This window comes from Bradyrhizobium sp. HKCCYLRH3073 (assembly GCF_051167995.1).
Taxonomy (GTDB): domain Bacteria; phylum Pseudomonadota; class Alphaproteobacteria; order Rhizobiales; family Xanthobacteraceae; genus Bradyrhizobium.
This window is the reverse complement of sequence record NZ_JBNPUD010000002.1, coordinates 375,762-399,918: the sequence shown is the minus strand read 5'-3', so window position 1 is coordinate 399,918 and position 24,157 is coordinate 375,762. Positions and strand designations below refer to the sequence as shown.

The 24,157-nt window shown below is 66.3% G+C and carries 23 protein-coding genes; 10 read left to right on the top strand and 13 right to left on the bottom strand.

Annotated elements, in window-relative coordinates; translation table 11 throughout:
• Positions 1-193: 193 nt before the first annotated feature.
• On the top strand, positions 194-1,264 hold the full coding sequence (locus tag ACQR1X_RS05720) for an alpha/beta fold hydrolase (protein WP_434898603.1): 1,071 nt from the start codon (positions 194-196) through the stop codon (positions 1,262-1,264).
• Positions 1,265-1,359: 95 nt separating this feature from the next.
• Complete coding sequence (locus ACQR1X_RS05715; RefSeq protein WP_316216414.1) at positions 1,360-1,746, top strand: hypothetical protein; 387 nt, start codon at positions 1,360-1,362, stop codon at positions 1,744-1,746.
• 73 nt (positions 1,747-1,819) lie between these two features.
• On the opposite strand, the gene ACQR1X_RS05710 is transcribed toward ACQR1X_RS05715, so the two are convergent.
• Positions 1,820-2,542, bottom strand: a complete 723-nt coding sequence (locus ACQR1X_RS05710; protein ID WP_434838541.1) for a hypothetical protein — start codon at positions 2,540-2,542, stop codon at positions 1,820-1,822.
• A 201-nt stretch (positions 2,543-2,743) separates the two neighbouring features.
• On the opposite strand from ACQR1X_RS05710, the gene mbfA reads away from it, so the two are divergent.
• From mbfA to ACQR1X_RS05695, 3 genes are all read left to right on the top strand, one after another.
• The gene (mbfA, locus tag ACQR1X_RS05705; RefSeq protein WP_315805200.1) at positions 2,744-3,715 is read left to right on the top strand and encodes an iron exporter MbfA; all 972 of its coding nucleotides are present in this window, start codon (positions 2,744-2,746) and stop codon (positions 3,713-3,715) included.
• A 77-nt stretch (positions 3,716-3,792) separates the two neighbouring features.
• Positions 3,793-4,323 carry a cytochrome b gene (locus ACQR1X_RS05700; RefSeq protein WP_315805201.1) on the top strand — a complete coding sequence of 177 codons (531 nt, stop codon included), beginning with the start codon at positions 3,793-3,795 and terminating at the stop codon, positions 4,321-4,323.
• Positions 4,324-4,406: 83 nt separating this feature from the next.
• Positions 4,407-5,876 carry an amidase gene (locus tag ACQR1X_RS05695; RefSeq protein ID WP_434898488.1) on the top strand — a complete coding sequence of 490 codons (1,470 nt, stop codon included), beginning with the start codon at positions 4,407-4,409 and terminating at the stop codon, positions 5,874-5,876.
• A gap of 184 nt (positions 5,877-6,060) precedes the next feature.
• Here the strand turns inward: ACQR1X_RS05695 and ACQR1X_RS05690 are convergent, their stop codons facing one another.
• Positions 6,061-7,149 carry a Zn-dependent alcohol dehydrogenase gene (locus tag ACQR1X_RS05690; RefSeq protein WP_434898487.1) on the bottom strand — a complete coding sequence of 363 codons (1,089 nt, stop codon included), beginning with the start codon at positions 7,147-7,149 and terminating at the stop codon, positions 6,061-6,063.
• A gap of 220 nt (positions 7,150-7,369) precedes the next feature.
• A complete protein-coding gene (locus ACQR1X_RS05685) occupies positions 7,370-9,154 on the bottom strand; it encodes an acyl-CoA dehydrogenase family protein (RefSeq protein WP_434898486.1) in 1,785 nt (594 codons plus the stop codon).
• 110 nt (positions 9,155-9,264) lie between these two features.
• Between ACQR1X_RS05685 and ACQR1X_RS05680 the strand changes: the two genes are divergently transcribed.
• Positions 9,265-10,284: a glutathione S-transferase family protein gene (locus ACQR1X_RS05680; protein ID WP_434898485.1), complete on the top strand. Its 1,020-nt coding sequence runs from the start codon at positions 9,265-9,267 to the stop codon at positions 10,282-10,284.
• 95 nt (positions 10,285-10,379) lie between these two features.
• The gene (locus ACQR1X_RS05675; RefSeq protein ID WP_434898484.1) at positions 10,380-11,081 is read left to right on the top strand and encodes an SDR family NAD(P)-dependent oxidoreductase; all 702 of its coding nucleotides are present in this window, start codon (positions 10,380-10,382) and stop codon (positions 11,079-11,081) included.
• A gap of 254 nt (positions 11,082-11,335) precedes the next feature.
• Here the strand turns inward: ACQR1X_RS05675 and ACQR1X_RS05670 are convergent, their stop codons facing one another.
• Both ACQR1X_RS05670 and ACQR1X_RS05665 read right to left on the bottom strand, forming a co-directional pair.
• Positions 11,336-11,932 (bottom strand): GNAT family N-acetyltransferase, encoded by a 597-nt coding sequence (locus ACQR1X_RS05670; protein WP_434898483.1) that lies wholly within the window; start codon positions 11,930-11,932, stop codon positions 11,336-11,338.
• Positions 11,933-12,009: 77 nt separating this feature from the next.
• Positions 12,010-12,213, bottom strand: a complete 204-nt coding sequence (locus ACQR1X_RS05665; RefSeq protein WP_434898482.1) for a DUF1127 domain-containing protein — start codon at positions 12,211-12,213, stop codon at positions 12,010-12,012.
• 113 nt (positions 12,214-12,326) lie between these two features.
• Here ACQR1X_RS05665 and ACQR1X_RS05660 point away from each other — a divergent pair, with 113 nt between their 5' ends.
• From ACQR1X_RS05660 to ACQR1X_RS05650, 3 genes are all read left to right on the top strand, one after another.
• Positions 12,327-13,247, top strand: coding sequence for a transcriptional regulator GcvA (locus ACQR1X_RS05660; protein WP_316239415.1), 921 nt, complete (start codon positions 12,327-12,329; stop codon positions 13,245-13,247).
• 119 nt (positions 13,248-13,366) lie between these two features.
• Positions 13,367-14,677, top strand: coding sequence for an MFS transporter (locus ACQR1X_RS05655; RefSeq protein WP_434898481.1), 1,311 nt, complete (start codon positions 13,367-13,369; stop codon positions 14,675-14,677).
• An 87-nt stretch (positions 14,678-14,764) separates the two neighbouring features.
• On the top strand, positions 14,765-15,247 hold the full coding sequence (locus ACQR1X_RS05650) for a CinA family protein (protein WP_315805211.1): 483 nt from the start codon (positions 14,765-14,767) through the stop codon (positions 15,245-15,247).
• 211 nt (positions 15,248-15,458) lie between these two features.
• Here the strand turns inward: ACQR1X_RS05650 and ACQR1X_RS05645 are convergent, their stop codons facing one another.
• The 8 genes from ACQR1X_RS05645 to ACQR1X_RS05610 all read right to left on the bottom strand — a co-directional run bounded on the left by ACQR1X_RS05645 (position 15,459) and on the right by ACQR1X_RS05610 (position 24,157).
• A complete protein-coding gene (locus ACQR1X_RS05645) occupies positions 15,459-16,799 on the bottom strand; it encodes an HlyD family type I secretion periplasmic adaptor subunit (RefSeq protein WP_315805212.1) in 1,341 nt (446 codons plus the stop codon).
• Positions 16,796-18,538, bottom strand: a complete 1,743-nt coding sequence (locus ACQR1X_RS05640) for a type I secretion system permease/ATPase (RefSeq protein ID WP_434898480.1) — start codon at positions 18,536-18,538, stop codon at positions 16,796-16,798. Before ACQR1X_RS05640 ends, ACQR1X_RS05645 begins: the two co-directional genes overlap by 4 nt.
• A gap of 194 nt (positions 18,539-18,732) precedes the next feature.
• On the bottom strand, positions 18,733-19,002 hold the full coding sequence (locus ACQR1X_RS05635) for a GlsB/YeaQ/YmgE family stress response membrane protein (protein WP_316182845.1): 270 nt from the start codon (positions 19,000-19,002) through the stop codon (positions 18,733-18,735).
• A 124-nt stretch (positions 19,003-19,126) separates the two neighbouring features.
• Positions 19,127-20,110 (bottom strand): ABC transporter ATP-binding protein, encoded by a 984-nt coding sequence (locus tag ACQR1X_RS05630; protein ID WP_315805215.1) that lies wholly within the window; start codon positions 20,108-20,110, stop codon positions 19,127-19,129.
• Between the two features lie 235 nt (positions 20,111-20,345).
• Positions 20,346-21,758, bottom strand: coding sequence for an amidase (locus tag ACQR1X_RS05625; RefSeq protein WP_434898479.1), 1,413 nt, complete (start codon positions 21,756-21,758; stop codon positions 20,346-20,348).
• Positions 21,755-21,952, bottom strand: coding sequence for a hypothetical protein (locus ACQR1X_RS05620; protein WP_434898478.1), 198 nt, complete (start codon positions 21,950-21,952; stop codon positions 21,755-21,757). The genes ACQR1X_RS05625 and ACQR1X_RS05620 overlap by 4 nt, the downstream gene beginning before the upstream one ends.
• A 29-nt stretch (positions 21,953-21,981) precedes the next feature.
• The gene (locus ACQR1X_RS05615; protein WP_434898477.1) at positions 21,982-23,031 is read right to left on the bottom strand and encodes an ABC transporter ATP-binding protein; all 1,050 of its coding nucleotides are present in this window, start codon (positions 23,029-23,031) and stop codon (positions 21,982-21,984) included.
• Positions 23,032-23,254: 223 nt separating this feature from the next.
• A complete protein-coding gene (locus ACQR1X_RS05610; protein ID WP_315805219.1) occupies positions 23,255-24,157 on the bottom strand; it encodes an ABC transporter permease in 903 nt (300 codons plus the stop codon).

Sequence of the window (24,157 nt, the reverse complement as noted above, 5' to 3'; positions counted from 1 at the left end):
CCATAGTCACCGTCTTGAGTTTTGCGAAGGCTGGAGCTGCCAGTTAGCCTCACCACATTGTCCTGTGGTTATGGATCCCGGCGTTCGCCGTGACGACGCGAGGAGAGTACACGCCGTGTCTCAGTCTCTTCCCCCGCTCCCCCTTCCGCCCACCATCCGCTCGCGCTTCGTCGACGGCATCAACGGCCTGCGCATGCATGTGCTGGAAGCCGGGTTCGAGACGCCCGGCCGTCCCTGCGTGCTGCTGCTGCACGGCTTTCCCGAGCTCGCCTATAGCTGGCGCAAGGTGATGCCGGCGCTGGCGGCGGCCGGCTATCACGTGCTGGCGCCGGACCAGCGCGGCTATGGCCGCACCACCGGGTGGAGCGCCGACTATGACGGTGATCTCGCGCCGTTTCGATTCACCAATCTGGTCCGTGATGCGCTCGGCGTCGTCTATGCCTTCGGCCATCGCCATGTCGCTTCCGTCATCGGGCACGACTTCGGCAGCCCCGTCGCGGCGTGGTGCGCTGTGATCCGCCCCGATGTCTTTCGATCGGTCGCGATGATGAGCGCGCCGTTCCCGGGGCCACCCGCAGCGCCGTTCGACATCGCCAGCCACCCCCTCGCGCCGCAGGAGGATCCGGTGCATCGCGAACTGGCGGCGCTGCCGCGGCCGCGCAAGCACTATCAATGGTACTACGCGACGCGGCAGGCCAGTACGGACATGCATCGCGCGCCGCAGGGGCTGCATGATTTCCTGCGCGCCTATTATCATCACAAGAGTGCGGACTGGGCAGGCAACGTCCCTTACCCCCTGCAGGCCTGGGACACGACCGAGCTCGCCAAGCTGCCGACCTACTACGTAATGGACCTCGGCAAGACGATGGCCGAGACCGCCGCCGAGGAGATGCCTGACGCGGCGGCGATCGCGGCCAATCGCTGGCTGCCTGACAGCGAGCTCGCGGTCTATACCGCCGAATATGAACGGACCGGCTTCCAGGGCGCGCTGCAATGGTATCGCTGCGGCACGTCAGGCCTGTTCGAAGCGGAATTGCAGACGTGGTCGGATCGCACCATCGACGTTCCGTCTGCATTCATCTCCGGCCTGCAAGACTGGGGCATCTACCAACGGCCCGGCGTGTTCGAAGCGATGCAATCCCGAGTGTGCACCAACATGATGCTGTGCGAGCTGATCGATCGTGCCGGTCATTGGGTGCAGCAGGAGCAACATGAACGAGTCAATGAGCTCCTGTTAACGTTCCTGAACAGACTGACAGCCTGATTTCGGACGCCGTTTCGAACTATCAGGCGAATCGAGGAACGAACATTCGGGGTTGACGTTTCCGCATCCGGGCAATGCGCATCAGGAGATGATTTATGGATAAGAAGATCGCAGGCTTGTTGGGCGCCGTCGCCGCTGTCGGCGCGCTCGGCACGGTGCAGGCGTCGGCGGCTCCGGCCCCGACCGATGTCCTGAAGGCCAATTCCTACGCCGACCTGCTCGAGCCGATCCCCGATGCCGCCAGGGTGCTGCAGGCGCTCGACGAGCAGGGACCGCCGGCGGCCGAGCCGAAGGTGCAGCTCGCGCAGTGGTACCATCACCACCATCATCATCACCATCACCACCATGGCTATTGGCGCGGCTATGGCTACGGCCCCGGCTATGGGTACGGCTACGGCCCCCGGGTCTATGTGGTGCCGCGCCGGTACTACCATCACCACCACCATCATCACCATCACCACTGGTACTACGATCGCTATTGATCGTTGAGAGGTGACAGCTCGGGGGGCGCCGACCATGAGGTCGGCGCTCTTTCGTTTGAGGACGACGGAAGGGTCAGGCCTTGCGCGCCTTGTCCTTTGCCGCGCGATGCAGATGGCGATAAGTGCCGTCAAACACGGTGTCGGTGCTCGACACCCATTCGGTCTCCTTGGCGAGCACGGGCCGGCTGGCGTGGATGCGGCGTGACTGCAGCTCGCGCTCGGCTGCCTCGTCCGGGCTCATCGGCTCCACCGTGAAGTTCGCCTCCTCCGGAATCACGATCACCTGCGCGAACGGCTCGCCCGGACGGAAGATGTGCGTCCGCCCTTCCGCGGGCGCCTTGAAGACGCAGAAGAACAGCATCGGCCAGAAATTGCGCACCAATGCCGGCACCGCGATCGGGCAGGTATCGGTGCGATCGGTGTAGAAGCGGGGATGCGGCTCGGTCCGGATCGCAAAGCCCTTGGGCACCTTGAGATCGAGCAGGATCTGGTAGGTGTAGAAGGCATCGCCGAAATTGCGGAATGGCGGCCATTGCAGGCTCGGGCTCGGCGGCTCGCCCCAGTCGCCGGACAGTTCCAGCTTGCCGTCGCGCGTGGTGACCTGCAGCTCGAAGTCGTAGGGATAAAATAGCTCGATGCCATATTGCGCACCTTCCGAGAATGGTACGCAATGCCAGACCTGCTCATGCGAGCCATTCGCGCGTGGCTGGCGTTCGCCTGCCCAACCCGGGATATCCATCCGGGTGCGGCGCGGCGCCAACCCTGGATCGTTGAGCCGGTATTTGACGCTGTCCATTGGAACTCCTTAGGTGGCTGAGCGGAACGCGAACGACGGACTATCCTCGCAGTTCCATGACTGGAGCTTGAATGCGGGGTCACGAAAGCGTTCGCGACCAATCGGCGGCCGGAGTTTGACCGCGGTGCGGCAAATCCATATAGACTTTAGAAACGTTCTAAACAGCCGAATGTTGAGAGCGAGAGATCCGGGGACCTTGGAATGAAGAACTTCGCCGACCTCACCGAGCGCGAGATCCTGGCAATCGCGATCTCGGCCGAAGAGGAAGACGGCCGCATCTATATGAGCTTCGCGGAGGACTTGGCAGAACGCTATCCGGACTCGGCGAAGCTGTTCGAGCAGATGGCCGAGGAGGAGAAGGGCCACCGCCACATGCTGCTCGAGCTCTATGAGGAGCGCTTCGGCAAGAACCTGCCGCCGATCCGGCGCGAGAACGTCAAGGGCTTCCTGCAGCGCCGGCCGATCTGGCTGACCAAGAACCTGTCGCTCGACGCCATCCGCCGCGAGGTCGGCACGATGGAGTTCGAGGCCGAGCGCTTCTACGCCAAGGCCGCCGAGCAGGCCAAGGATGTCGGCGTGCGCCGGCTGCTCGGCGATCTCGCCGAGGCCGAGAAGGGCCACGAGAAGGTTGCGGCGAAACTGACCGACAAGATCCTCAGTCCGGACGTCCGGCACAAGGAGGATGAGACGCGGCGGCGCGTGTTCGTGCTGCAATATGTCCAGCCCGGTCTCGCCGGCCTGATGGACGGCTCGGTGTCGACCTTGGCGCCGCTGTTCGCCGCCGCCTTCGCCACGCATCAGAACTTCCAGACCTTCCTGGTCGGCCTTGCCGCCTCGATCGGCGCCGGCATCAGCATGGGCTTTGCCGAGGCGCTGTCCGACGACGGCTCACTGACGGGACGCGGCTCGCCGTGGCTGCGCGGCGCCGTCTGCGGCGCGATGACGACGCTCGGCGGACTGGGGCACACGATGCCCTATCTCGTCCCGGACTCCTGGACCAACGCGTTCTGGATCGCGACCGCGATCGCGAGCCTCGTGGTGTTCTTCGAGCTGTGGGCGATCGCCTATATCCGCGCGCGCTACATGGACACGCCGTTCCTGCAGGCGGTGTTCCAGATCGTGCTCGGCGGCATCATCGTGCTCGGCGTCGGAATTCTCATAGGAGCGGCCTAGCCTCCGCACCCCGGCGTCTTGCAAAACGTCCAGCCGCGAGGCTGATGGCGCCGGACCGATCACAACGGAAAATCGTCATGACGCCACGCTTGCATTACGGCACGCCCGCGAAGATCCTGCACTGGCTGGTGGTGGCGCTGCTCGCCATCCAGTATCCGATCGGCTGGCTGATGCCGGACCTGCATGCCAACACGCCCCCCGGCGCGCCGATGATCCTGCACATTTCGTTCGGCCTCACCATTCTGGCATTGATCGCCGTGCGCTTCGTCTGGCGGCTCACCCATCCGGTCGCGCCGGAGAGTTCGCTGCCGCCCTGGCAGCGGCTGAGCTCGGAGGTCGTGCACTGGATGCTCTATGTGATGGTGATGGCGAGCACCATCACCGGCTGGCTGTTCGCCTCCTTCCGCGGCTGGAGCGTGTCGTTCTTCTACCTGCTTCCGTTGCCGATGCTGGCGGCGCGCAACCCGGCCGGTAACCGCGCCATCGACGGGCTGCACCAGGCATCCGAATGGCTGCTGCTGATCCTGATCGTCGCTCACGTCGCCGCAGCAATCGCGCACGTCTTCATCTATCGCGACCGCGTCATGCAGCGGATGCTGCCGGGCTAAAGGATAGTCCGCAATTTCGGTCAAGTGATCGCCATCCGCATCGGTTAAGATTCCCGGCAAACATCGCACCGGGAGGATCGACATTGGCCGCACCGCAATGGACATTCGCAACCGCCGTCGACACGGCGAAGGCATTGGCAGATCGTCAGATCTCGTCGGTCGAGCTGACCAGGCTCGCCATCGATCGAATCGAACGTCATGACTCCAAGATCAACGCCGTCTGCGTGCGCGATTTCGAGCGCGCGCTCGCTGCCGCTGACGTCGCCGACGCGGCACTGGCGCGCGGCGAACGGCGGCCTTTGCTCGGCCTGCCGCTCACGGTGAAGGAATCCTACAACGTCGCCGGCCTGCCGACGACCTGGGGCTTTCCGCAGCACAGGGATTTCATCGCAGCGGAGGATGCGCTGACGGTGACGCGCGTGAAGGATGCCGGCGGCATCGTGCTCGGCAAGACCAACGTGCCGCTCGGGCTCGGCGACTGGCAGAGCTACAACGACATCTACGGCATCACCAACAATCCCTACGATCTCGGCCGCACGCCAGGCGGTTCGTCAGGCGGATCGGCCGCGGCCCTGGCCGCCGGCTACGGCTCGCTGTCGCTCGGGTCCGATATCGGCGGCTCGCTGCGGGTCCCCGCGTTTCACTGCGGCGTCACCGCGCACAAGCCGAGCTACGGCCTGGTGGCCTCGCGCGGCCACACGCCGCCGCCATTTCAGCCGCTGCCCGGCGAGGCCGACCTCGCCGTCGTCGGCCCGATGGCCCGTTCGGCCGCCGATCTGTCGCTGCTGCTCGATGTGATCGCAGGCCCCGACCCGCTCGAGGCCGGCAAGGCGTATCGCCTCGACCTGCCGCCGGCGCGTCACGGTCGCCTGCAGGATTTCCGCGTGCTGGTGGTCGCGAGCGATCCGCTGCTGCCGACCGACAGCGCCGTGCGCGGCGCGATCGAGCGGCTGACGGCCGACCTGGCACGGGCCGGCGTCAACGTCGCGACAGAGAGCCCGCTGCTGCCGGACTTCGCCGCATCGAGCCGGCTCTACATGCGCCTGCTGCTCGGCTTCATCGGCGCCACCATGCCGGCGGAGGTCCACGCCGGCGCCAGCCAGGCGGCCGCGCAATTGCCGAAGGAGGCGGCGAGCCTCGCGGCCGAGCGACTGCGCGGCATCGCGCTCAGCCATCGCGACTGGGTTCAGGCCGGCGGGTCGCGGGCGCGGCTGCGCGCGCAATGGCGAACGCTGTTCGAGCAGTTCGACGCCGTGATCTGCCCGATCATGCCGACTCCGGCCTATCCGCACGATCATTCGCCCGACCAGGAGCAGCGCCGCATCAGCATCGACGGCGTCGAGCATTGCTACGCCGATCAGCTCGCTTGGCCGGGCATCGCCACCTTGCCCGGACTGCCGGCGACCGCGATCCCGCTCGGCCTCGCCAACGGCTTGCCGGTGGGCGTGCAGATCGTCGGCCCATTCCTCGAAGACCGCACGCCGCTCAAGCTCGCCGACCTGGTCGAGCGCGAGTTCGGCGGCTTCGTTCCGCCGCCACGGTTCGCGAATTAGTTAGTGCTTCGGCTTCTTCAACAGCGCCTCACCAAATTCCGCCGTCCTACATCGTCATGGCCGGCCTTGACCCGGCCATCCATCTTCCAGAGGCTGGATGCCCGGGGTCAAGCCCGGGCATGACGAGTGACTAGTAGGCAGACCCGCCGAACCCCATCAACTTCCTCACACCCGACCGTGTCCCTCATGCATCGAACATGATCACGCTGCGCAGCGTCTTGCCGGCCTTCATGTTGGCGAAGCCCTCGTTGATCTCCGACAGCTTCAGCTTGGCGGAGATCCAGTCCTCCAGATGCAGCTTGCCGCGCAGATAGAACTCGACGAGGCGGGGCATGTCGACGCGGAAGTGGTTGGAGCCCATCGACGAGCCCTGGATGCGGCGCTCGCGCAGGAAGTCGAAGCCGTGCAGCTCGATCTTCTGGCCGAACGGGATCATGCCGACGATGGTCGCGGTGCCGCCCGGCGCCAGCATCGCGAACGCCTGCTCGGCGGTCTCCTTGCGCCCAAGCACCTCGAAGGCGTGATGCACGCCGCCCTTGGTGAGCTCGCGCACCTGGGCCACGACGTCGCCCTCAATGGGATTGATGATGTCGGTTGCGCCCAGTTTCGTCGCAAGCTGCAGCTTGGCCGGATTGGTGTCGATGGCGATGATGCGGCCCGCGCCCGCGATCTCCGCCCCGTTGATCGCGGCCATGCCGACGCCGCCGCATCCGATCACGGCCACCGTCTCGCCGGCCGTTACCCGCGCCGTGTTGACGACGGCGCCATAGCCGGTGATGACGCCGCAGCCGATCAGCGCGGCGAGGTCGAGCGGCATATCGTTGCGGATCTTCACGATCGCATTCTCGTGCACCAGCATCTGTTCAGCGAAGGACGACAGGTTCAGGAACTGGTGCAGCTTCTCAGCTCTCGCCCATGACAGCCGGTTGGAGGCGCCCGGCGGCATCTTCACCGTGGTGTCGGTGCACAGCACCGGACGTCCCGTGGTGCAGTTGTCGCACGTGCCACAGAACACCGAGAGGCAGGTGACGACATGATCACCCGGCTTCACATAGGTGACGTCGGCGCCGACCTGCTCGACGATCCCAGCGGATTCATGGCCCAGTACCGCGGGCAGCGGATGCGGATAGAGGCCCTCGATGAAATGCAGATCGGAATGGCAGAGCCCAGCCACCGCCGTGCGGATCAGCACTTCCCGCGGCCCCGGCTTGGGCACGCTGACGTCCTCGATGACGAGCGGCTTGTTGACCTCCATCAGCACGGCGGCTTTCATTGGCGTTCTCCCTGTCTTGTTTATTGTGAGTTGTTACCCGGCTGTTTCGACGTAGCCGCTGCGCTCCCTCTCCCCGTTCTTCACGGGGAGAGGGTTGGGGTGAGGGGCAGCCGCACGGGTGGTGCAAATGATTGGACCTGTACCCCCAGCCTGTTCGCTCATCACTCGCACAAAGCAGAAGCCATGAGCTCGCGATCCATCTTCGTGACATTCCACAAGACTACGCCGCCGAAATCAGTTCGCCAACCTCATCCATACCTGCGACGCGATCGCCGAGCAGCAACGTCGCCATCGCGTCGTCCGTCTCGTTTTCCGCGAGCCGGAACGGATCGGACGGCGTCAGACGATGATCGACGACGAGCTTCGCCAATAGCAACCGCCGTGCGTCGCCGCGCATCGCGTGGATGCGCGCGCTTTCCCAGGTCAGCGAGACCGCGCTGGCTGTGTGATACAGCAGGCTGGTGGCGCGGCGCGCTTCCGACTCCTTGTCGGCGCGTCCCGCGACCTCGCGCGCAAAGCCCACGGCACGATCCACGAGCCGATGTAGCCGGTCGCTCCAGGCCTGCGGCACGGCGGCGCTGTCGTCGAGCCGCGCATGCAGGTCGGCGGCCAGCGCGGCCTCCGCACCGTGCCGGCCTACGGCGCGCTTTAGCGCATCGAGCGCGACGATGTTGCCGGTGCCCTCCCAGATCGAGCCGAGATGGGCGTCGCGCAGCAGCCGCGCGGTGACGAACTCCTCGACATAGCCGATCCCGCCGCGCATCTCCAACGCATCGCCGCAGACCTTGCGCGCGTCGCGCGTGGCACGGAATTTCAATGTCGGCGTCAGAATGCGCAGCATCGCCGCGGCATCCTGGCTGCCGGCCTCGGCACGGTCGAGCGCGTCGGCGGTAAGGAAGCTCAGCGACAGCGCCTGCTCGGTCGCGAGCAGGATCTTCAGCAGTTGTCGCCGCCCGAGCGGCAGGTCGACGATGCGTTTTCCGAACACCACGCGGTTGCGCGCGACCGTGATCGCGTCGTGCCAGGCCCGCCGCATCAGCGCCGTCGACTTGACGCCGTTGGAGAGACGCGACGAGTTGACCATCTCGGCCATCTGCACGAAGCCGCGATCGAGCCTCCCGACCGCATAGGCGACGGCGCCCTCCAGCTTGATCTCGCCCGAGGCCATCGAGCGCGTTCCGAGCTTGTCCTTCAGGCGCACGATCCGATAGTGGTTCTGGCTGCCGTCATCGAGGAAGCGCGGCATCAGGAAAAGGCCGACGCCGCGCGTTCCCGCTTCGGCACCTTGCGGCCGCGCCAGCAGCATCACCACTTTCGCATCGGCATTGGAGCAGAACCATTTCTCGCCATGCAGGCGCCAATGGTCGCCCTCCGGCACGGCAACCGTCGTCAACGTGCCGACATCGGAGCCGCCCTCCTTCTCGGTCATGAACTGGCCACCCTGGGTCAGCTTTCTCATGTCGGTCTGGGTCAGGCCATCGAGGTACTTGGCCTTGAGCCCGTCGCTGCCGAAGCTCGCCAGCAGCTTGGCGCAGCCGTCGGTGACGTTGATCGGACAGCCCAGACCGAACTCCGCCTGGTTGAACAGGAAGGTGAAGGCGTGCTTGGCCGTGACCGGATATCTGGTCGGCCAGCCGAGAATGCCCTTGCGGATCGACATCGCGTGGATGCCGAACTCGCCAAAGGCGGCGCGCTCGAGCTCGCGATACGCCGGATGGTACTCGACCCACTGCACGTCGCGGCCGAAGCGGTCGCGCTGGTGCAGCACAGGGCCATGGCGGTCAGCCAGGCGGGCGCATTCGTCGAGATAGGAGCCGGCGAGCTCGCCGAGGCGGTCGAGATGCGGCACGAGGTGCCGAAACAGCGCCTCGGGCAGATGGATGCGCAAGAGATCGGCGAGCGCGGGGTCGGCGCGATAGAAGTTCAGCCCGGTGGTATCGGGCGCCAGCAGCTCCGGCCTCGCGCCGCCGGTCATCACGTCATCGCGCTTCAGGAACTGATGCATGATCGTTAAGCCCTCGTTCGTTTCCGCAAGTCTCTGATGGACTCTTCGACAGGTTGCGCCTGATCGGATACACAACAGGCAGCGGCGTGCGCCGAACCGGGAGCAGATCCATGACCAATCAGCCGACGGAGGTTTATCGCATCTTCGGGGCGGAGATGTCGCCCTATTCGGTCAAGGTGCGATCGTATCTGCGTTACAAGGGCATTCCGCATCACTGGATATTGCGCAACGCGGAAAGCGAGACCGAGTTCGCGCGGCACGCCAAGATGCCGATCATTCCGCTGGTGGTCGCTCCCGACGAGGTACCGATGCAGGATTCGACGCCGATCATCGATGCGCTCGAGCTCGACTTTCCGCAGCCGACGATTCATCCAGGCGACGCGCTGACGAGCTTCATCTCGGCCCTGATCGAGGAGTTCGGCGACGAGTGGGGCAACAAGTGGATGTTCCACTATCGCTGGGCTCGCGATCTCGACCAGCGCGCCTCAGCCGGGCGCATCGCCCGCATCCGCGCCCCCAAGGCGGACGAGATCGAGGTCGGCGAACTGGCCGAGAAGATCCGCGCGCGCATGGTCGAGCGGCTGTGGTACGTCGGCTCGAACGAGATCAACGCGCCGCAGATCGAGCAGGGCTTTGCCGAAATGCTCGACCTGCTCGAACGGCATCTCTCAGTCAGGCCGTATCTGTTCGGCCGGCGTCCGGCCTACGGCGATTTCGGACTGTGGGGCCAGTTCTACGAGCTGTGGACCGATCCGACCGCAGGCGCTTTGATCGAGGGCCGCGCGCCGCACGTGCTGGCCTGGATCCACCGCATGCTGTGGCCGCGCGCCGAAGGCGAGTTCGAGCTGTGGCCGGAACTGTCGCTGACCCTGATGCCGATCCTGACCCGCCAGGTCGGCGCGCTGTTCATGCCGTGGACGCTCGCCAATGAACAGGCGCTGGCCGAGAAACGCGATGCCTTTCGCGTCCAGTTCGGCGACTTCACCTGGATGCAGAAGCCGCAGAAATATCATGCGCGCTCGCTGGCGATGCTCCGCGGCAAATATGCCTTCCTGCACGATCGCAGCCGGCTCGATGTCGTGCTGGAGGAGATCGGCTGCCTCGCCGGATTGCAGCCGCGTCCCACCTGAGGACGCGCAGCAAAAATGTGGGGACGAGCCGTAGGAAGTCGGCCGCCGGTGCACTAGCTTGATGTCTGCGGACGCTCTGGCTCAAGGACATGCCCATGGACATCCCTGCCTACAAGATCGCCCTCATCGTCGGCGCCGGCGAAGGGCTCTCGGCCTCGCTGGCGCGGCTGTTCGCGCGCGAGAAGATCCGCGTGGCGCTGGCCGCCCGCAAGATCGAGAAGCTCGGCGCGCTCTGCAACGAGACCGGCGCCCGCGCCTACCCCTGCGATGCGACCAATCCGGAGGAGGTCGAGCGGCTGTTCGGCATCGTCGAGCGCGAGATCGGCGCGCCCGATCTCGTGGTCTACAATGCCAGCGCGCGGGCGCGCGGAGCGCTCACCGATCTCGTACCGGCCGACGTGCAGCAGTCGATTGCCGTCAGCGCCTTCGGCGGCTTCCTGGTGGCGCAGCAGGCGGCACAGCGCATGCTGCCGAACAAGCACGGCGCAATCCTGTTCACCGGCGCCTCCGCCAGCATCAAGGGCTACGCCCAGTCGGCGCCGTTCGCGATGGGCAAGTTCGCGCTGCGCGGCCTCGCCCAGAGCATGGCGCGCGAACTGTCGCCGCAGGGCATCCACGTCGCGCATTTCGTCATCGACGGCGCGATCAGGAGCGCGGAACGCCAGGAGCCGGCGGAGCGACCGAATTCGATGCTCGATCCGGATGCCATCGCCGCGAGTTATTGGAGTGTGCTGCAGCAGCCGCGCAGCGCCTGGAGCTGGGAGATGGAGCTGCGGCCATGGGTGGAGACGTTTTGAGCCGAAAGGCGACCCGCGAGTCTCGTCATTGCGAGCGAAGCAATCCAGGGCTGGGCAAGGACTCCGGATTGCTTCGCTTGCGCTCGCAATGACGTGGATGGATGGTCGTATGGTAACAACCTATCGTCGCCCGGCGTGACCGGGCGATCCAGTGGCCGCAACTGATAGCTGGTGACAAGGTGCGGCGGCGGCGTACTGGACGTCGCGCCTTGGCGGGGTAATGACATCCATCCATTGATCTCGGACGTTGGGACTTAGGACTCGCGACCGACCACGTGTAAATCTGCCCCCACTAAATGAGCCACCGCTCCGCTCAGAGCCTTCTCGAACCGCACCAGGGTCCAATCGTCCGCATGCGGCTTGATCGTGAAACCGGCCTTGCGGGCCAATGCAATCATCACGTCGTTGGTGCGCAGCGCATCGCCCGACAGGGTCACGCCACCCAACGCGAGCGCGCGTCCGTCCAGATTCGCGATAAGCGCCGGACCGATGCCGTGGCCTTGCCAGCGGTCATGGACCGACAGGCCAAACTCGACACGACCGGTGCCGCGATCGAATGCATAGCGCGCCTCGGCCACGATGCCGTCGACACCGTCATGGTCCATCGTCGCGATCAGGCTGTAGCGGTCGTTGCGGCCGAGCGCGACGAAATCCTCGAGCACCGTCTTCGGCAGCTCGTTGAGCGCGCCGAGGAAACGCTTGTGCCGCGAGCGTTGGCTCAAGGACCGAACATAGCTCTGCAGCGCCTCCGCGTCGTCAGGTGTGACGAAACGCAGGCGCACCTCCTCACCGCGCCGCGTGTGAATGATGTTGGAGCCGGCAGCGAGATCGGCAATGGCGGGCGTCGGCATGCGCGGCTCCAACCGGGAAGCTTGCCGGCGCCCTCCTTTGCGGAGCGGCGCCAGCGCGGCGGGATGAGTGAGGGGGATCAACCCCGCCAGAACGGCTTATCGATCTCGGCGGCGATATCGCTGCGGGACAGGCCGAGGTCGTGCAGGTCGCGCTCCGACCACTGCGCGAGCTCGTGCCGGGTCCGGTAGCGGAAGCGCCAGGCCACAAGCAGCTCCACGACGCCGGACCAGAACCCCGGGCCATGATGTTTCGTCATTGAAGAGGAGACGTAGACGGACATGAAAGCCTCCTGAAAATTCCTTGAGGGTGCAATATCGAGCGCTTGCGCTTCATCCACAAACGACATTTACTACCGTTTCGGATGAAATAACGTCATGAACCGGGAGGCCGCGAATGGCCAGGCTACCGTCGCTGAATGGATTGCGGGCGTTCGAGGCTGCGGCGCGGCATCTGAGCTTCACCCGCGCGGCCTCCGAGCTGAACGTGACGCAGACCGCCATCAGCCATCAGATCAAGCGCTTGGAAGACGAGCTTGGCATCCGCCTGTTCGTCCGCCAGAACCGCAGTCTCGCGCTGACGCCACAGGCCCGCGACTATCTTCCGCTCGTGCGCGCCGCATTCGACGATCTCCGGCTGGCAACGGAACGGCTGGTTCGCAAGGACAACGCCAAGGTGCTGACGGTCTCGACCATCGCCTCGCTGGCGGCGAAATGGCTACTGCCGCGGCTGACGGCCTTTCAGGAGGCCCATCCCGGCATCGACGTGCGCATCACGACCTCGACCGGCCTGGTCGATTTTCGCAAGGACGACGTCGACGCCGCGATCCGCTATGGCCGCGGCCACTGGCCGGGCGTGCGGGCGGAATGGCTGATGGCCGACGAGCTGTTTCCGGTCTGCAGTCCGGCGCTGCTGCAGGGCGACAAGCCGCTGCGCTGTCCGGAGGACCTCGCGCATCACACGCTGCTGCAGGCCAGCGGAGGTTATGACGACGATTGGCGGCTCTGGCTGACCGCGGCGGGTCTGCCGGTCGAGATGTCGAGGCAGGGCCGGCTGAGCTTCGACCTGTCGCTGATGACCGTCCAGGCCGCGATCGACGGCCTCGGCGTTGCGATCGGGCGGACCGCCTACGTCCAGGACGACATCGCCAAGGGCCGGCTGGTGGTGCCGTTCAAGATGACGCTGCCGAGCGATGCCGGCTTCTATCTGGTGACGCCGGAGGGTCGGACCGATCCGCCGAAGCTGAAGGCGTTCCGGCAATGGCTGAAGGGTGCAATGCAGCAGAAATCGGCCGCCGCCAATTCTGTTCAAGCCTAGGCTCCTTCGGCGCAAAGCTATTGGCCGCCAGGGCTCGACGTGGCAGATTGTCGCACCTTTCCCATCGGCCGGCGTAGAAATCCTCCGCACGAGCCTCTCGACGGTAGGAGTCTCCCCGCGTGTCCTCAACGTCAATCCCGCAGCCGGCTACGATCCATTCGCGCATCGGCGCGATCCTGCGCGCGACCAGCGGCAATTTCCTCGAGCAGTTCGACTTCTTCCTGTTCGGCTTCTACGCGCCGATCATCGCCAAGGCGTTCTTCCCATCGGAGAACGAGACTGCATCGCTGCTCAATGCCTATGGCGTGTTCTGGCTCGGCGCCCTGATGCGACCGGTCGGCGCTATCGTGCTCGGCGCCTATGTCGACAAGATCGGCCGACGCCAGGGCCTGATCGTGACGCTCGGCATCATGGCGATCGGCACGATCGTCATCGCGTTCTGCCCGACCTATGCGACGATCGGCATCGCGGCCCCGATCATCGTGCTGCTCGGCCGGCTGTTGCAGGGCTTCTCAGCCGGTGTCGAACTCGGCGGCGTGTCGGTCTATCTGTCCGAGATCTCCACGCCCGGCAATCGCGGCCTCTACACCTCGTTCCAGTCGTCGAGCCAGCAGGTCGCGATCTTCGTCGCCTCGGTCATCGGCTACGTGCTCAACCAGGCCATGCCGGCGGACGTGGTGGCCGCCTGGGGCTGGCGCATTCCCTTCTTCATCGGCTGCCTGATCATTCCGCTGATCTTCTTCCTGCGCCGCACGCTGGAGGAGACGCCGGCCTTCCTCGCGATGAAGAAGCACCCGACCGCGCGCGAAGTATTCGCCTCGGCACTGGAGAACTGGCGCATCGTGATCCTCGGCATGATGATCGCCGTGCTGACCACGACGATGTTCTACTTCATCACCGTCTACGGTCCCGGCTTCGGTAAGCAGCTGAAGCTGTCGGCGTCGGATTCACTGCTCGTCACTTTGCTGGTCGCCGTGACCAACTTTCTCTGGAATCCGGTCGGCGGCGCGGTGTCGGATCGGATCGGACGCAAGCCGGTGCTCGTGACCATCGCGGCGCTGGCATTCCTCACCGCCTACCCGGCGTTGCACTGGCTCGCGGCGGCGCCGAGCTTCGGCAAGCTGCTCGCTGTCGAAATGCTGTTCTCGTTCTATTTCGGCGTCTATAGCGGCACCATGCTGGGCTGCCTGGTCGAGATCGTGCCTGCGCATGTCCGCACCACCTGCTTCTCGATCGCCTTTGCGCTGGCAGCTGGGCTGTTCGGCACCGCGACGCCGGCGGTCTCGACCTGGCTCATCAACAAGACCGGCGACAAGGCCTCGCCCGGCTACTGGCTGATGTGCGCCGCCGTGCTCGGCATCATCGCGGCAATGACGGTCTATCGCGGCGGCCGCCAGGCGGTCGCGGCGCGCGAACCCGTGGCCGCCTGATCGGGTTGTCTGTTCACGTCGCGGGCGGCATCATCGGATGCCGCCCATTTTTTTGACGGTGCGGCGGGAGCCGGAGTGAGGTTTGCCATGGATGAACTGATTGCCATCGCCGGTCAGGTCGGCGCGCGGCTGGTCGCACGCAAGCAGACGATCGCGGTGGCGGAATCCTCCGCCGGCGGCCTGATCGCGGCGTCGCTGCTCGCGGTGCCCGGCGCCTCGGCCTATTTCCTCGGCGGCGCCGTGGTCTATACCCGCGACGCGCGTCGCGTGCTGATGGACATTCCGGACGACGCGATGAAAGGGATCCGCTCGGCGTCCGAGCCGTATGCGGAGCTGCTGGCGCGGCAGATCAGGACGCGCTTTGCCACTGATTGGGGAGTGTCGGAGACCGGCGCCGCGGGTCCTGCCGGCAATCGCTACGGGGATGCGGCGGGCCATGCGTGTTTTGCCGTGGCCGGGCCAGCGTCGGCGGTGGTGACACTGGAAAGCGGCAGCAACGACCGCTTCGCCAATATGCGTCTTTTCGCGAAGAGCGCGCTGGAGTTGTTGCTGGAGAAGCTCGGCGAATAGCCTCCGCTGTCGTCCCGGGCAAGCCCGGCGACGCGAAGCGGCGGCGGGCGCCGACCCGGGACCCATAGCGCGTGATCTGTCTTGGGGCAGGCTGCGTGTTGCGCCGACTGCGCAAACCGACTTCCGCCTGTGGCTATGGATCCACGCATTCGCGGGGATGACACCGAAATTGGGGCGCCGCCAGTGGCCACTCAGCGACCGGCCGACGACCTCACTTCTCCCGGAACGCGCGCATCAGCTGGTCGTGCAGTGGCTTCATCAGGTAGGAGATCACGGTGCGGTCGCCGGTCTGGACGAAGGCTTCCACCGGCATGCCCGGGATCAGCTTGACGTCGCCGAGCCGTGCGATCTCCTCCGGCGGCATCGACACGCGGATGGTGTAGTAGCTCTGGCCGGTCCGCTGGTCGGTGGTGACATCCGGCGAGACGCGGCTGACGACGCCGTTCAGCTCCGGCGTGGTGCGCTGGTTGAAGGCGGACAGCCGCAGCAGGGTCTTCTGGCCGACCTGCAGCTTGTCGATGTCCTGCGGGTTGACCTTGGCCTCGACCTGGAGATCGTCGCTCTGCGGAACGATCAGCATGATGGTATCGCCGGCGGTGATGACGCCGCCAACGGTGTGCACCGACGACTGCAGCACCATGCCGTCCTGCGGCGCGCGGATGTCGACGCGGCGGAGCTGATCCTCGGCGGTCACCTTGCGCTCGACGAACTCGCCGATCTTGTCGGTGGTCTCGCGCAGATCCTTGGACACCTCGCTCACCATGTCCTTATCGACCTGGATGATCTGCAGCTCGGTCTCGCTGATCTTGCCCTTGGCCTGCGCCCGCGCCGCGATGAACTGCGCACGCTCGCCGTTGAGGCGGGCGGCGTCGCGCTCCAAGGTGGTCAGGCGCGACAGCTGCACCAGATGCTGCTCATAGAGCTGGCGCACGCCGTCGAGCTCCTTCTGCACCAGCGCGATCTCCTGGTCCTTGGCACTGACCTGCGCCGAGAGCCCCTCGATCTCCTCGTTCAGCTGGGTGACCCGCTCGCGCAGCTGCGCCTTCTGGCCGATGCGGCCGTTGACGCGGACCTCGAACAGCTTGGTCTCGCTCGCCGTCAGGCTCTTGACCTCGGGATCGCTCATGCGCTGCAGCAGCTGCGGCGGAAACAGGATCTTGGCCCAGCCGCGCTGCTCGGCCTCCAGCCGCGCGGCGCGGGCCTGCAGCGCATCGAGATTCTTGGTGACGATGGCGAGACTTGCCTTGGTCACGGTGTCGTCGAGCCTGACAACGATGTCGCCGGACTTGACGACGTCGCCGTCGCGCGCCCGGAGCTCGCCGACCACGCCGCCGGTCGGATGCTGCACCTTCTTGACGTTGGATTCGACCACGATCTGGCCGGGCGCGATCAGCGCGCCGGAGATCTGCTGCGTTGCCGCCCAGCCGCCGAACCCGCCGGCGACCGCGACGACGACGCCCATGCCGATCAGCAGGTGGCGGCGGATCGACTCGCGCACACTTTCCGTCTTGCGGCCGCCAGGAAGTGGACCGGCAATGACCTGACTGCTCATGGCTTCGCCACCCCGGCTTCCGACACGATCTTGATCGGCGACGGCGCACGCGGCTGCAGCACCTGCGCCAGCACCGTCTCCTTCGGACCGAACGCCTGGGCCCGGCCGTCCTTCATCACCAGCACCTGATCGACCGCCTCGATGCCGATCGGCCGGTGCGCGACGACGACGACGATGGCGCCGCGCGCCCGCGCCGAGCGCACGGCGCGCGACAGCGCCTCGTCGCCCTCGGTGTCGAGATTGGAGTTGGGCTCGTCGAGCACGATCAGGAACGGGTTGCCATAGAGCGCACGCGCCAGCGCCACACGCTGCGCCTGCCCTGCGGAGAGCGCCGCGCCCTGCTCGCCGATCTCTGTGTCGTAGCCCTCGCGCATCTTGATGATCATGTCATGCACGCCGGCCTCCTTGGCGGCGGCGATGATGCCGTCGGCCGAGGCATTCGGGTCGAAGCGGCAGATGTTCTGCGCCACGGTGCCGGCGAACAGCTCGACGTCCTGCGGCAGATAGCCGACATGGCGGCCAAGCTCATCCGTCGACCATTGGTCGAGCGCGGCGCCGTCCAGCCGGACATGGCCGCGCACCGGACGCCAGACACCGACGAGCGCGCGGACCAGAGAGGACTTGCCCGACGCGCTCGGACCGATGATGCCGAGGCCGTTGCCGGCCGACAGCGCGAAGCTGACGTCCTGCACGATCGCCTTCTGGTCGCCCGGGGCCACGATCGAGATGCCCTCGACCGAGAGCTTGCCGACCGGCGGCTGCAGCAGGGTCGGCGCCGATCGCTGCGGCATCGTCTGCAACAGATGGCTGAGACGGCGCCAGCTCTGGCGCGCGGCGACGAAACTCTTCCAATGCGCGATCGCGAGATCGACCGGCGCCAGCGCCCGCGCGCTCAGGATCGAGCCGGCGATGATGATGCCGGCGGTCGCCTCCTGGTGGATCACGAGATAGGCGCCGACCGCGAGCACCGCCGATTGCAGCATCATGCGCAGCACCTTGGCGATGGCGCCGAGGCCGCCGGCGACATCGCTGGCGCGCTGGTTGCCGGCGAGATATTTCTCGTTGGTTTCGCTCCAGCGCGACAGCATGCGCCCGGTCATGCCCATCGCGACCAGGACCTCGGCGTTGCGGCGGCTTGCGGTGACCAGATCGTTGCGGCGCGCGGCGAGCCCCATCGCCTCCTTGGCCGGCGAGCGGGTGAGGAATTCGGTGATCAGCGTCAAGGTGACGAGGATGATGGCGCCGGCGAGCGCGGTGACGCCGAGCATGACGTGGAAGGCGAAGCAGATCGCCAGATACAGCGGCAGCCACGGCAGGTCGAAGAATGCGCCCGGCCCCTGGCTGCCGAGGAAGCTCCTGATGTTGTCGAGGTCGCGCAGCGGCTGCAGCCCCTCGTTGCGGCCGCCCGCCGACAGCGGCAGCCGCACCACGGTGTCGAACACCCGCGCGTTCAGGCTCTCGTCGAGCGCGGTGCCGATCCGGCCGAGAATGCGGCTGCGGATCATGTCGAGTGCGCCCTGGGCGGCGTACAGCCCGGCGGCGATGATGATGAGGCCGATCAGCGTCGGCACGGACCGGCTCGGCAGCACCCGGTCGTAGACCTCGAGCATGAAGATCGAGCCGGTGAGATACAGCAGGTTGATGATGCAGCTCATCACCCCGACGCCGATGAAGGCGCTGCGGCAACCGCGCAAGGCATCGCTGAGCTCGGATTGCCTCACGTGAGGTGCGGCCGCCATCACCACCATCTCTTCAATTGATCAAATGAGCTGCATGACCGCCGATCAAAGGCACAAACTGGCGGCAAACAAGGCGAAATATACTGATTCCCGCGGTGAGCGTCCAACGATGCTCACTTTAGCGTAAATTAGTGATGTGTTCGGGTATGTCGCATAGCCCGGTGCAAACGTTCAGCCGCGCAGGATCGCGAGCCCTAGAGCCGCCCGCCGGTCCGCACCAGCCGCACCACCAGCAGGAGAATGATGGCGCCGAGCGCGGAATAGACGATTTCCGACACGAGGCCGGTCCCGATCCGGATTCCGAGCCGCGGGAAGATCAGGCTCGCGACCAAGGCGCCGAGCACCCCGATCACGATGTCGCCGACCAGGCCGAAGCCGGTGCCGCGGACGATCTTGCCAGCCAGCCAGCCAGCGATCAGACCGACAAACAGGATGACCAAGATACCTTCGTTCGATACGTGCATGGCATGTCCTCAACCGGCGCGGCCGATCGAGGGCGCGCATTGCCGCACCTTAGCGAGGCGACCGCGACGCTTCGACACGCGATGCACAGTTCCGGCCTGGGAATGGAGCGTTTCGGGCCAACCGTTACGTTGCCGCCACACTTGCCGAAGCTTCCGCGAGGATGCAGCGCGCCAGCCGCTGCGGGCCGAGCGCGACGTTCGGCGGCGGCGCCTCCGCGCAGCGCGGCTGCGCCAGGCCGCAGCGCGGTGCGAACGAGCAGCTCCGCGGCGCCTGGTCGAGCGAGGGCGGCGTGCCCGGGATGGTCTGCAGCCGCTCGCCGCGTTTTGCGCCGTGAATGGTCGAAGCCAGCAGGCCCCGGGCATAGGGGTGCACGGGCTGACGGACGATATCGCGCAAGCTGCCCTGCTCCACGATCTCTCCGGCATACATCACGGCAACGCGGTCGCAGATCTCGATGGCGACGCCGATGTCGTGGGTGACGAAGATGACGGACATGCCGAACTCGCGCTGCAGCTCGCGCAGCAGCAGCAGGATCTGGATCTGAACAGTGGCGTCGAGCGCGGTGGTGGGCTCGTCGGCGAGCAGCACCTTCGGCCGGCACGCCAGCGCCAGCGCGATCATCGCGCGCTGCCGCATGCCGCCGGACATCTCGTGCGGGTAGGACTCCAGCCGCCGCTTGGCCGAGGGAATGCGGACGACGTCGAGCATCTCCAGCGCCCGCGCGGAGGCTTCCACGTAGCTCTTGCCCTCGTGGCGCATCACGGTCTCGGCGATCTGCCGGCCGATCGTATAGACCGGATCGAGCGCCAGCCCCGGCTCCTGGAAGATCATCGACACCGAGCGGCCGCGAAACTGCGACAGCTCGTCATCGCTCATCGCCAGCACGTCCCGGCCCAGCACCTTGACGTGGCCTGCGATCTGGGTGCGCTTCTTCGGCAACAACCGCATCAGCGCCCGCATCGTCACGCTCTTGCCCGAGCCGGACTCGCCGAGCAGCCCGAGCACCTCGCCATCGCCGAGCGACAGGCTGACATCGTTCACCGCATGCACGGTGCGCTCGCCGGTGAAGCGGATGGTGAGGTTGTCGATCTCGACGAGGTTGGTCATGGCAATCTGATCCTGACAAACTCGGTGTCGTCCCGGGCAAGCACGGCGGCGCAACGCGCCGTCGCGCGCCGACCCGGGACCCATACTCCCGATCCACAATTGCGGCACCATCGCCACTCCGAGCCATCGCAAAACGACGGCCGGTGGCTATGGATCCCGGCTCTGCGCCTGCCGTCGCTGCGCGACGTCAGGCTTGGCCGGGACGACACCGAATGTGAGGAGCGAGCGCTACGCTTCATGGCAGCGTCGGCACCCTGGCGTGGAAATCCGTCGCGCGCTGGAACGCGGCGCCGATGGTCAGGATGGTGGCTTCATCGAAGGAGCGGCCGATCAATTGCATGCCGACCGGAAGTCCCGTCGACGTGAAGCCGGTCGGGATCGCCAGCGACGGCAGGCCGAGATAGTTCACCGGGCGCGTGAAGCGGGTGATGCGCTGGATCACGGCTTCCGCGCCGGGCGCGCCGCCGACATCGCTGTCGGCGATCGACGGCGTCACCAGCGGCGACACCGGCGCGATCACGGCATCGACGCCGGAGGTTGCCGCGACATGCGCCGCCAGGGCCGCACCGCGCCAGCGCAACGCTTCGAGATAGGCGACGCCGGAGACGGCGAGCGCGTTCTGCAGCCGCATCAGCACCTGCGGGCCATAGTCCTGCGGACGCTCGATCATCCAGCGCTTATGGAAGGCCGCCGCTTCGACCGCGAGCACGAGCTGGCAGGCTGCGGTGAGCTGGCGCTGATCCGGCAGCTCGACCTGAACCACATCGGCACCCTCGGTCTTCAGCACCGCGATGGTCGCATCGAGACAGCGCGCCACCTCAGGATCGAGGTCGTCGACATAGAACGCCTTGGGCACACCGATCCTGAGACCCTTGATCGAGGCCTGGGTGGCGGCGACATAGTCCGACACGGGCGCCGCGCTGGCGGTGGGATCCTCCGGATCGGGACCAGCCATCAGCCCGAGCATCAGCGCACAATCCTCCGCCGTCTGCGCCAGCGGCCCGACCGTGTCGAGCGATTGCGACAGCGGCATCGCACCGGCGCGGCTGACGCGGCCCCAGGTCACCTTCAGGCCGGTGACGCCGCAGAAATTCGCGGGCATGCGGATCGAGCCGCCGGTGTCGGAGCCGAGCGCCGCAAACGTCAGGCGCGCGCCGACCGCCGAGCCGGAGCCGGACGACGAGCCGCCGGTGACGTAGCCGAGCTTCCAGGGATTGTGCACCGGACCGTAATGCGCGTTGTGCCCGGTCGGGCCGTAGGCGAATTCGGCCATCTGCAAGGTGCCGAGCCGGATCGAACCGGCATCCTTCAGCCGCTGCAGCGCGGTCGAGGTCGTCGTTGCGACGAAGTCGCGCCGGATCAGCGAGCCGCAGGTCGAGATGTGGCCGGCCTCGTAATACATGTCCTTGTGCGCGAGCGGAACGCCGTGCAGCGGACCCTTGGGGCCGTCCTTGGCAAGCGCGGCATCGGCCTCGGCGGCGGCCTTCAGCGCCGGCTCGGACTCGATCGCCATGAAGGCGTTCAGCTTCGGCTGCCACTGCGCAATGCGATGCAGACAGGAGCGCGTCACCTCGACCGAAGAGAGCTTCCTGTCCGCGATCGCCTTCGCGACGTCCATCAGGGTCATCAAGCCAGGTTCGGTGCTCATCGGCCCACCTTCAGCGTCTGCGCCACGACATAGCTCGCCGGCTCCAGGTCGAACGGCAGCGTGCCGGCAACGGCCGCGAAGTTGTCGAACGCCGGTCCGATCGAGTCGGCGATCCGGGTTGCAACCTCCTTGTCGATCGGCAGGCCGGAGGCCTCCGCGATGGCACTGACTTGCTGGGGCGTGGGTCTGGTCATTGACGCTTCTCGCTGCTGGTGTCCGCTCGTCAGGCGGCCGGCGCCCGGCTGTGTCCCGAGCCGGGGATCGCCATGTGGCAGGCGGCCTGATGTCCCATTGTATCCAGCTCCGTCAGTCTTGGCGCGACATTCGCGCATGGCGCCTCGGCGAACGGGCAGCGGGTGTGGAAGCGGCAGCCGGAAGGCGGATCGATCGGGTTCGGCGGATCGCCCGAGATCGGCGGCACCTCGGTGCGCCGGTCGGGATCGGAGGACGGCATCGCAGCGAGCAGCGCGCGCGTGTAGGGATGCGCGGGCTTGGCCCAGACCTGCTCGACGGGGCCGAGCTCGACCACCTCGCCGAGATACATCACCAGCACGCGGTCGGAGATGTAGTTGATGACGTTGAGGTCGTGGCTGATGAACAGATAGGTCAAGCCGAACTCGCGCTTCAGGTCCATCAGCAGGTTCAGCACCTGCGCCTCGACCGACTTGTCGAGCGCCGACACCGCCTCATCGAGGATGACGAGCCGTGGCGAGAGAGCCAGCGCGCGCGCGATGTTGACACGCTGGCGCTGACCGCCGGAGATCTCGTGCGGATAGCGGTTGGCGAAGGTTGCGGGCCGCAGCCCGACCTTGCCGAGCAGATCGCGGGCAAGCGCGCGCGCCGCGCCATCCGCCATGCCATGCACCTTCGGCCCGAACGCGATCGACTCCTCGATCGTCAGTCGCGGATTGAGCGAAGCATAGGAGTCCTGGAACACCATCTGCATGCCGCGGCGCAGCTCGCGCAGGGACATCTCTTGGCCGACCTGCCGGCCGTCGAAGATGATCTCGCCGGCATCGCGGTCCATCAGATGCATCAGGAGCCGCGCCGTCGTCGACTTGCCACAGCCGGACTCGCCGACGATGCCGACCGTCTCGCCCTTGCCGATCGCGAACGAGACATCATCGACCGCGCGCACCGTCTTGCGCGCGCCGAACAGGCCACCGCGCACCGGGAAGTGCTTCGTGAGCCCATCAACGCGCAGCAATGGCTGCGCCTTGCCGCCGAGATCCTCGATCGGGGCAAGACCCATGACAGCTGTTGCTTCACTCATAGCGATAGACCCAGGTAGGTGCGGCAGATGCCGCTGCGCTCCCTCTCCCCGTTCTTACGGGGAGAGGGTTGGGGTGAGGGGCAGCCGCACGGGAAGTGTATGTGGTGAGACCTGTACCCCCTCACCCGGATCGCATCTTGCGATGCGATCCGACCTCTCCCCGCAGGCGGGGAGAGGTGCACTGCCGATGCCGTTCGACCGTTGTTTAAAATGGCCATGCCCATCAGCTCCGGATATCCATCGCACTGCGCAGGCCGTCGCTCAGCAGATTGAAGCAGATCGAGACCGCGAAGATCATCACGCCGGGCAGCGCCGCCACCCAGGGGTTGACGTAGATCGCGGTACGCAAGGTGTTCAGCATCAGGCCCCATTCCGGCTCCGGCGGCTTGGTACCGAGGCCGAGGAAGGAGAGACCGGCGGCGAGGATCATCGACACCGAGATCAGGCCGGTCGCGTAGACGAAGATCGGCCCGAGCACATTGCCGAGCATATGCGCGCGCATGATCGTGAAGGCATTCGCGCCGGAGGCCCGCGCAGCCTCGACAAAGTCGCGGTTTCGCACGCCCGTGGTGACGCTCTCGGCGACGCGGGTGATCTGCGGCACGAACACGATGGTCAAGGAGACGATGGAGTTGGTGATGCCGGCGCCGAGCGCGCCGGAGATCGCGATCGCCAGCAGCACCGAGGGGAACGCGTAGAACACATCGATGGTGCGCATGATCGCGGTGTTGACCCAGCCGCCGACATAGCCGGCGACGAGGCCCAGCATGGTGCCGATGCCGAACGCGAGAATGACCGGCGAGATGCCGATCAGCAGCGACAGCCGGCCGCCATAGATCAGCCGCGCCAGCATGTCGCGTCCCAGCTCGTCGGTGCCGAGCGGATAGTTCGGCGTGCCGATGTGGCGCAGGCGCCGGATCATCGAGCCCTGATAGGGATCAGCGAGATGCAGATAGGGCGCTGATAGCGCCGAGAGAAAGATCAGCAGCAGGATCGCGACGCAGACCATGCTGACCTTGTCGCGGACGATCCGGCGACCGACGGTCGCCCAATAGCCGCGTGCGTTCGCGACCGGCGCGGCCTGCAGCGAGGCGTCGTCGATGGCGCCGGGGGGACTGACGCTCAT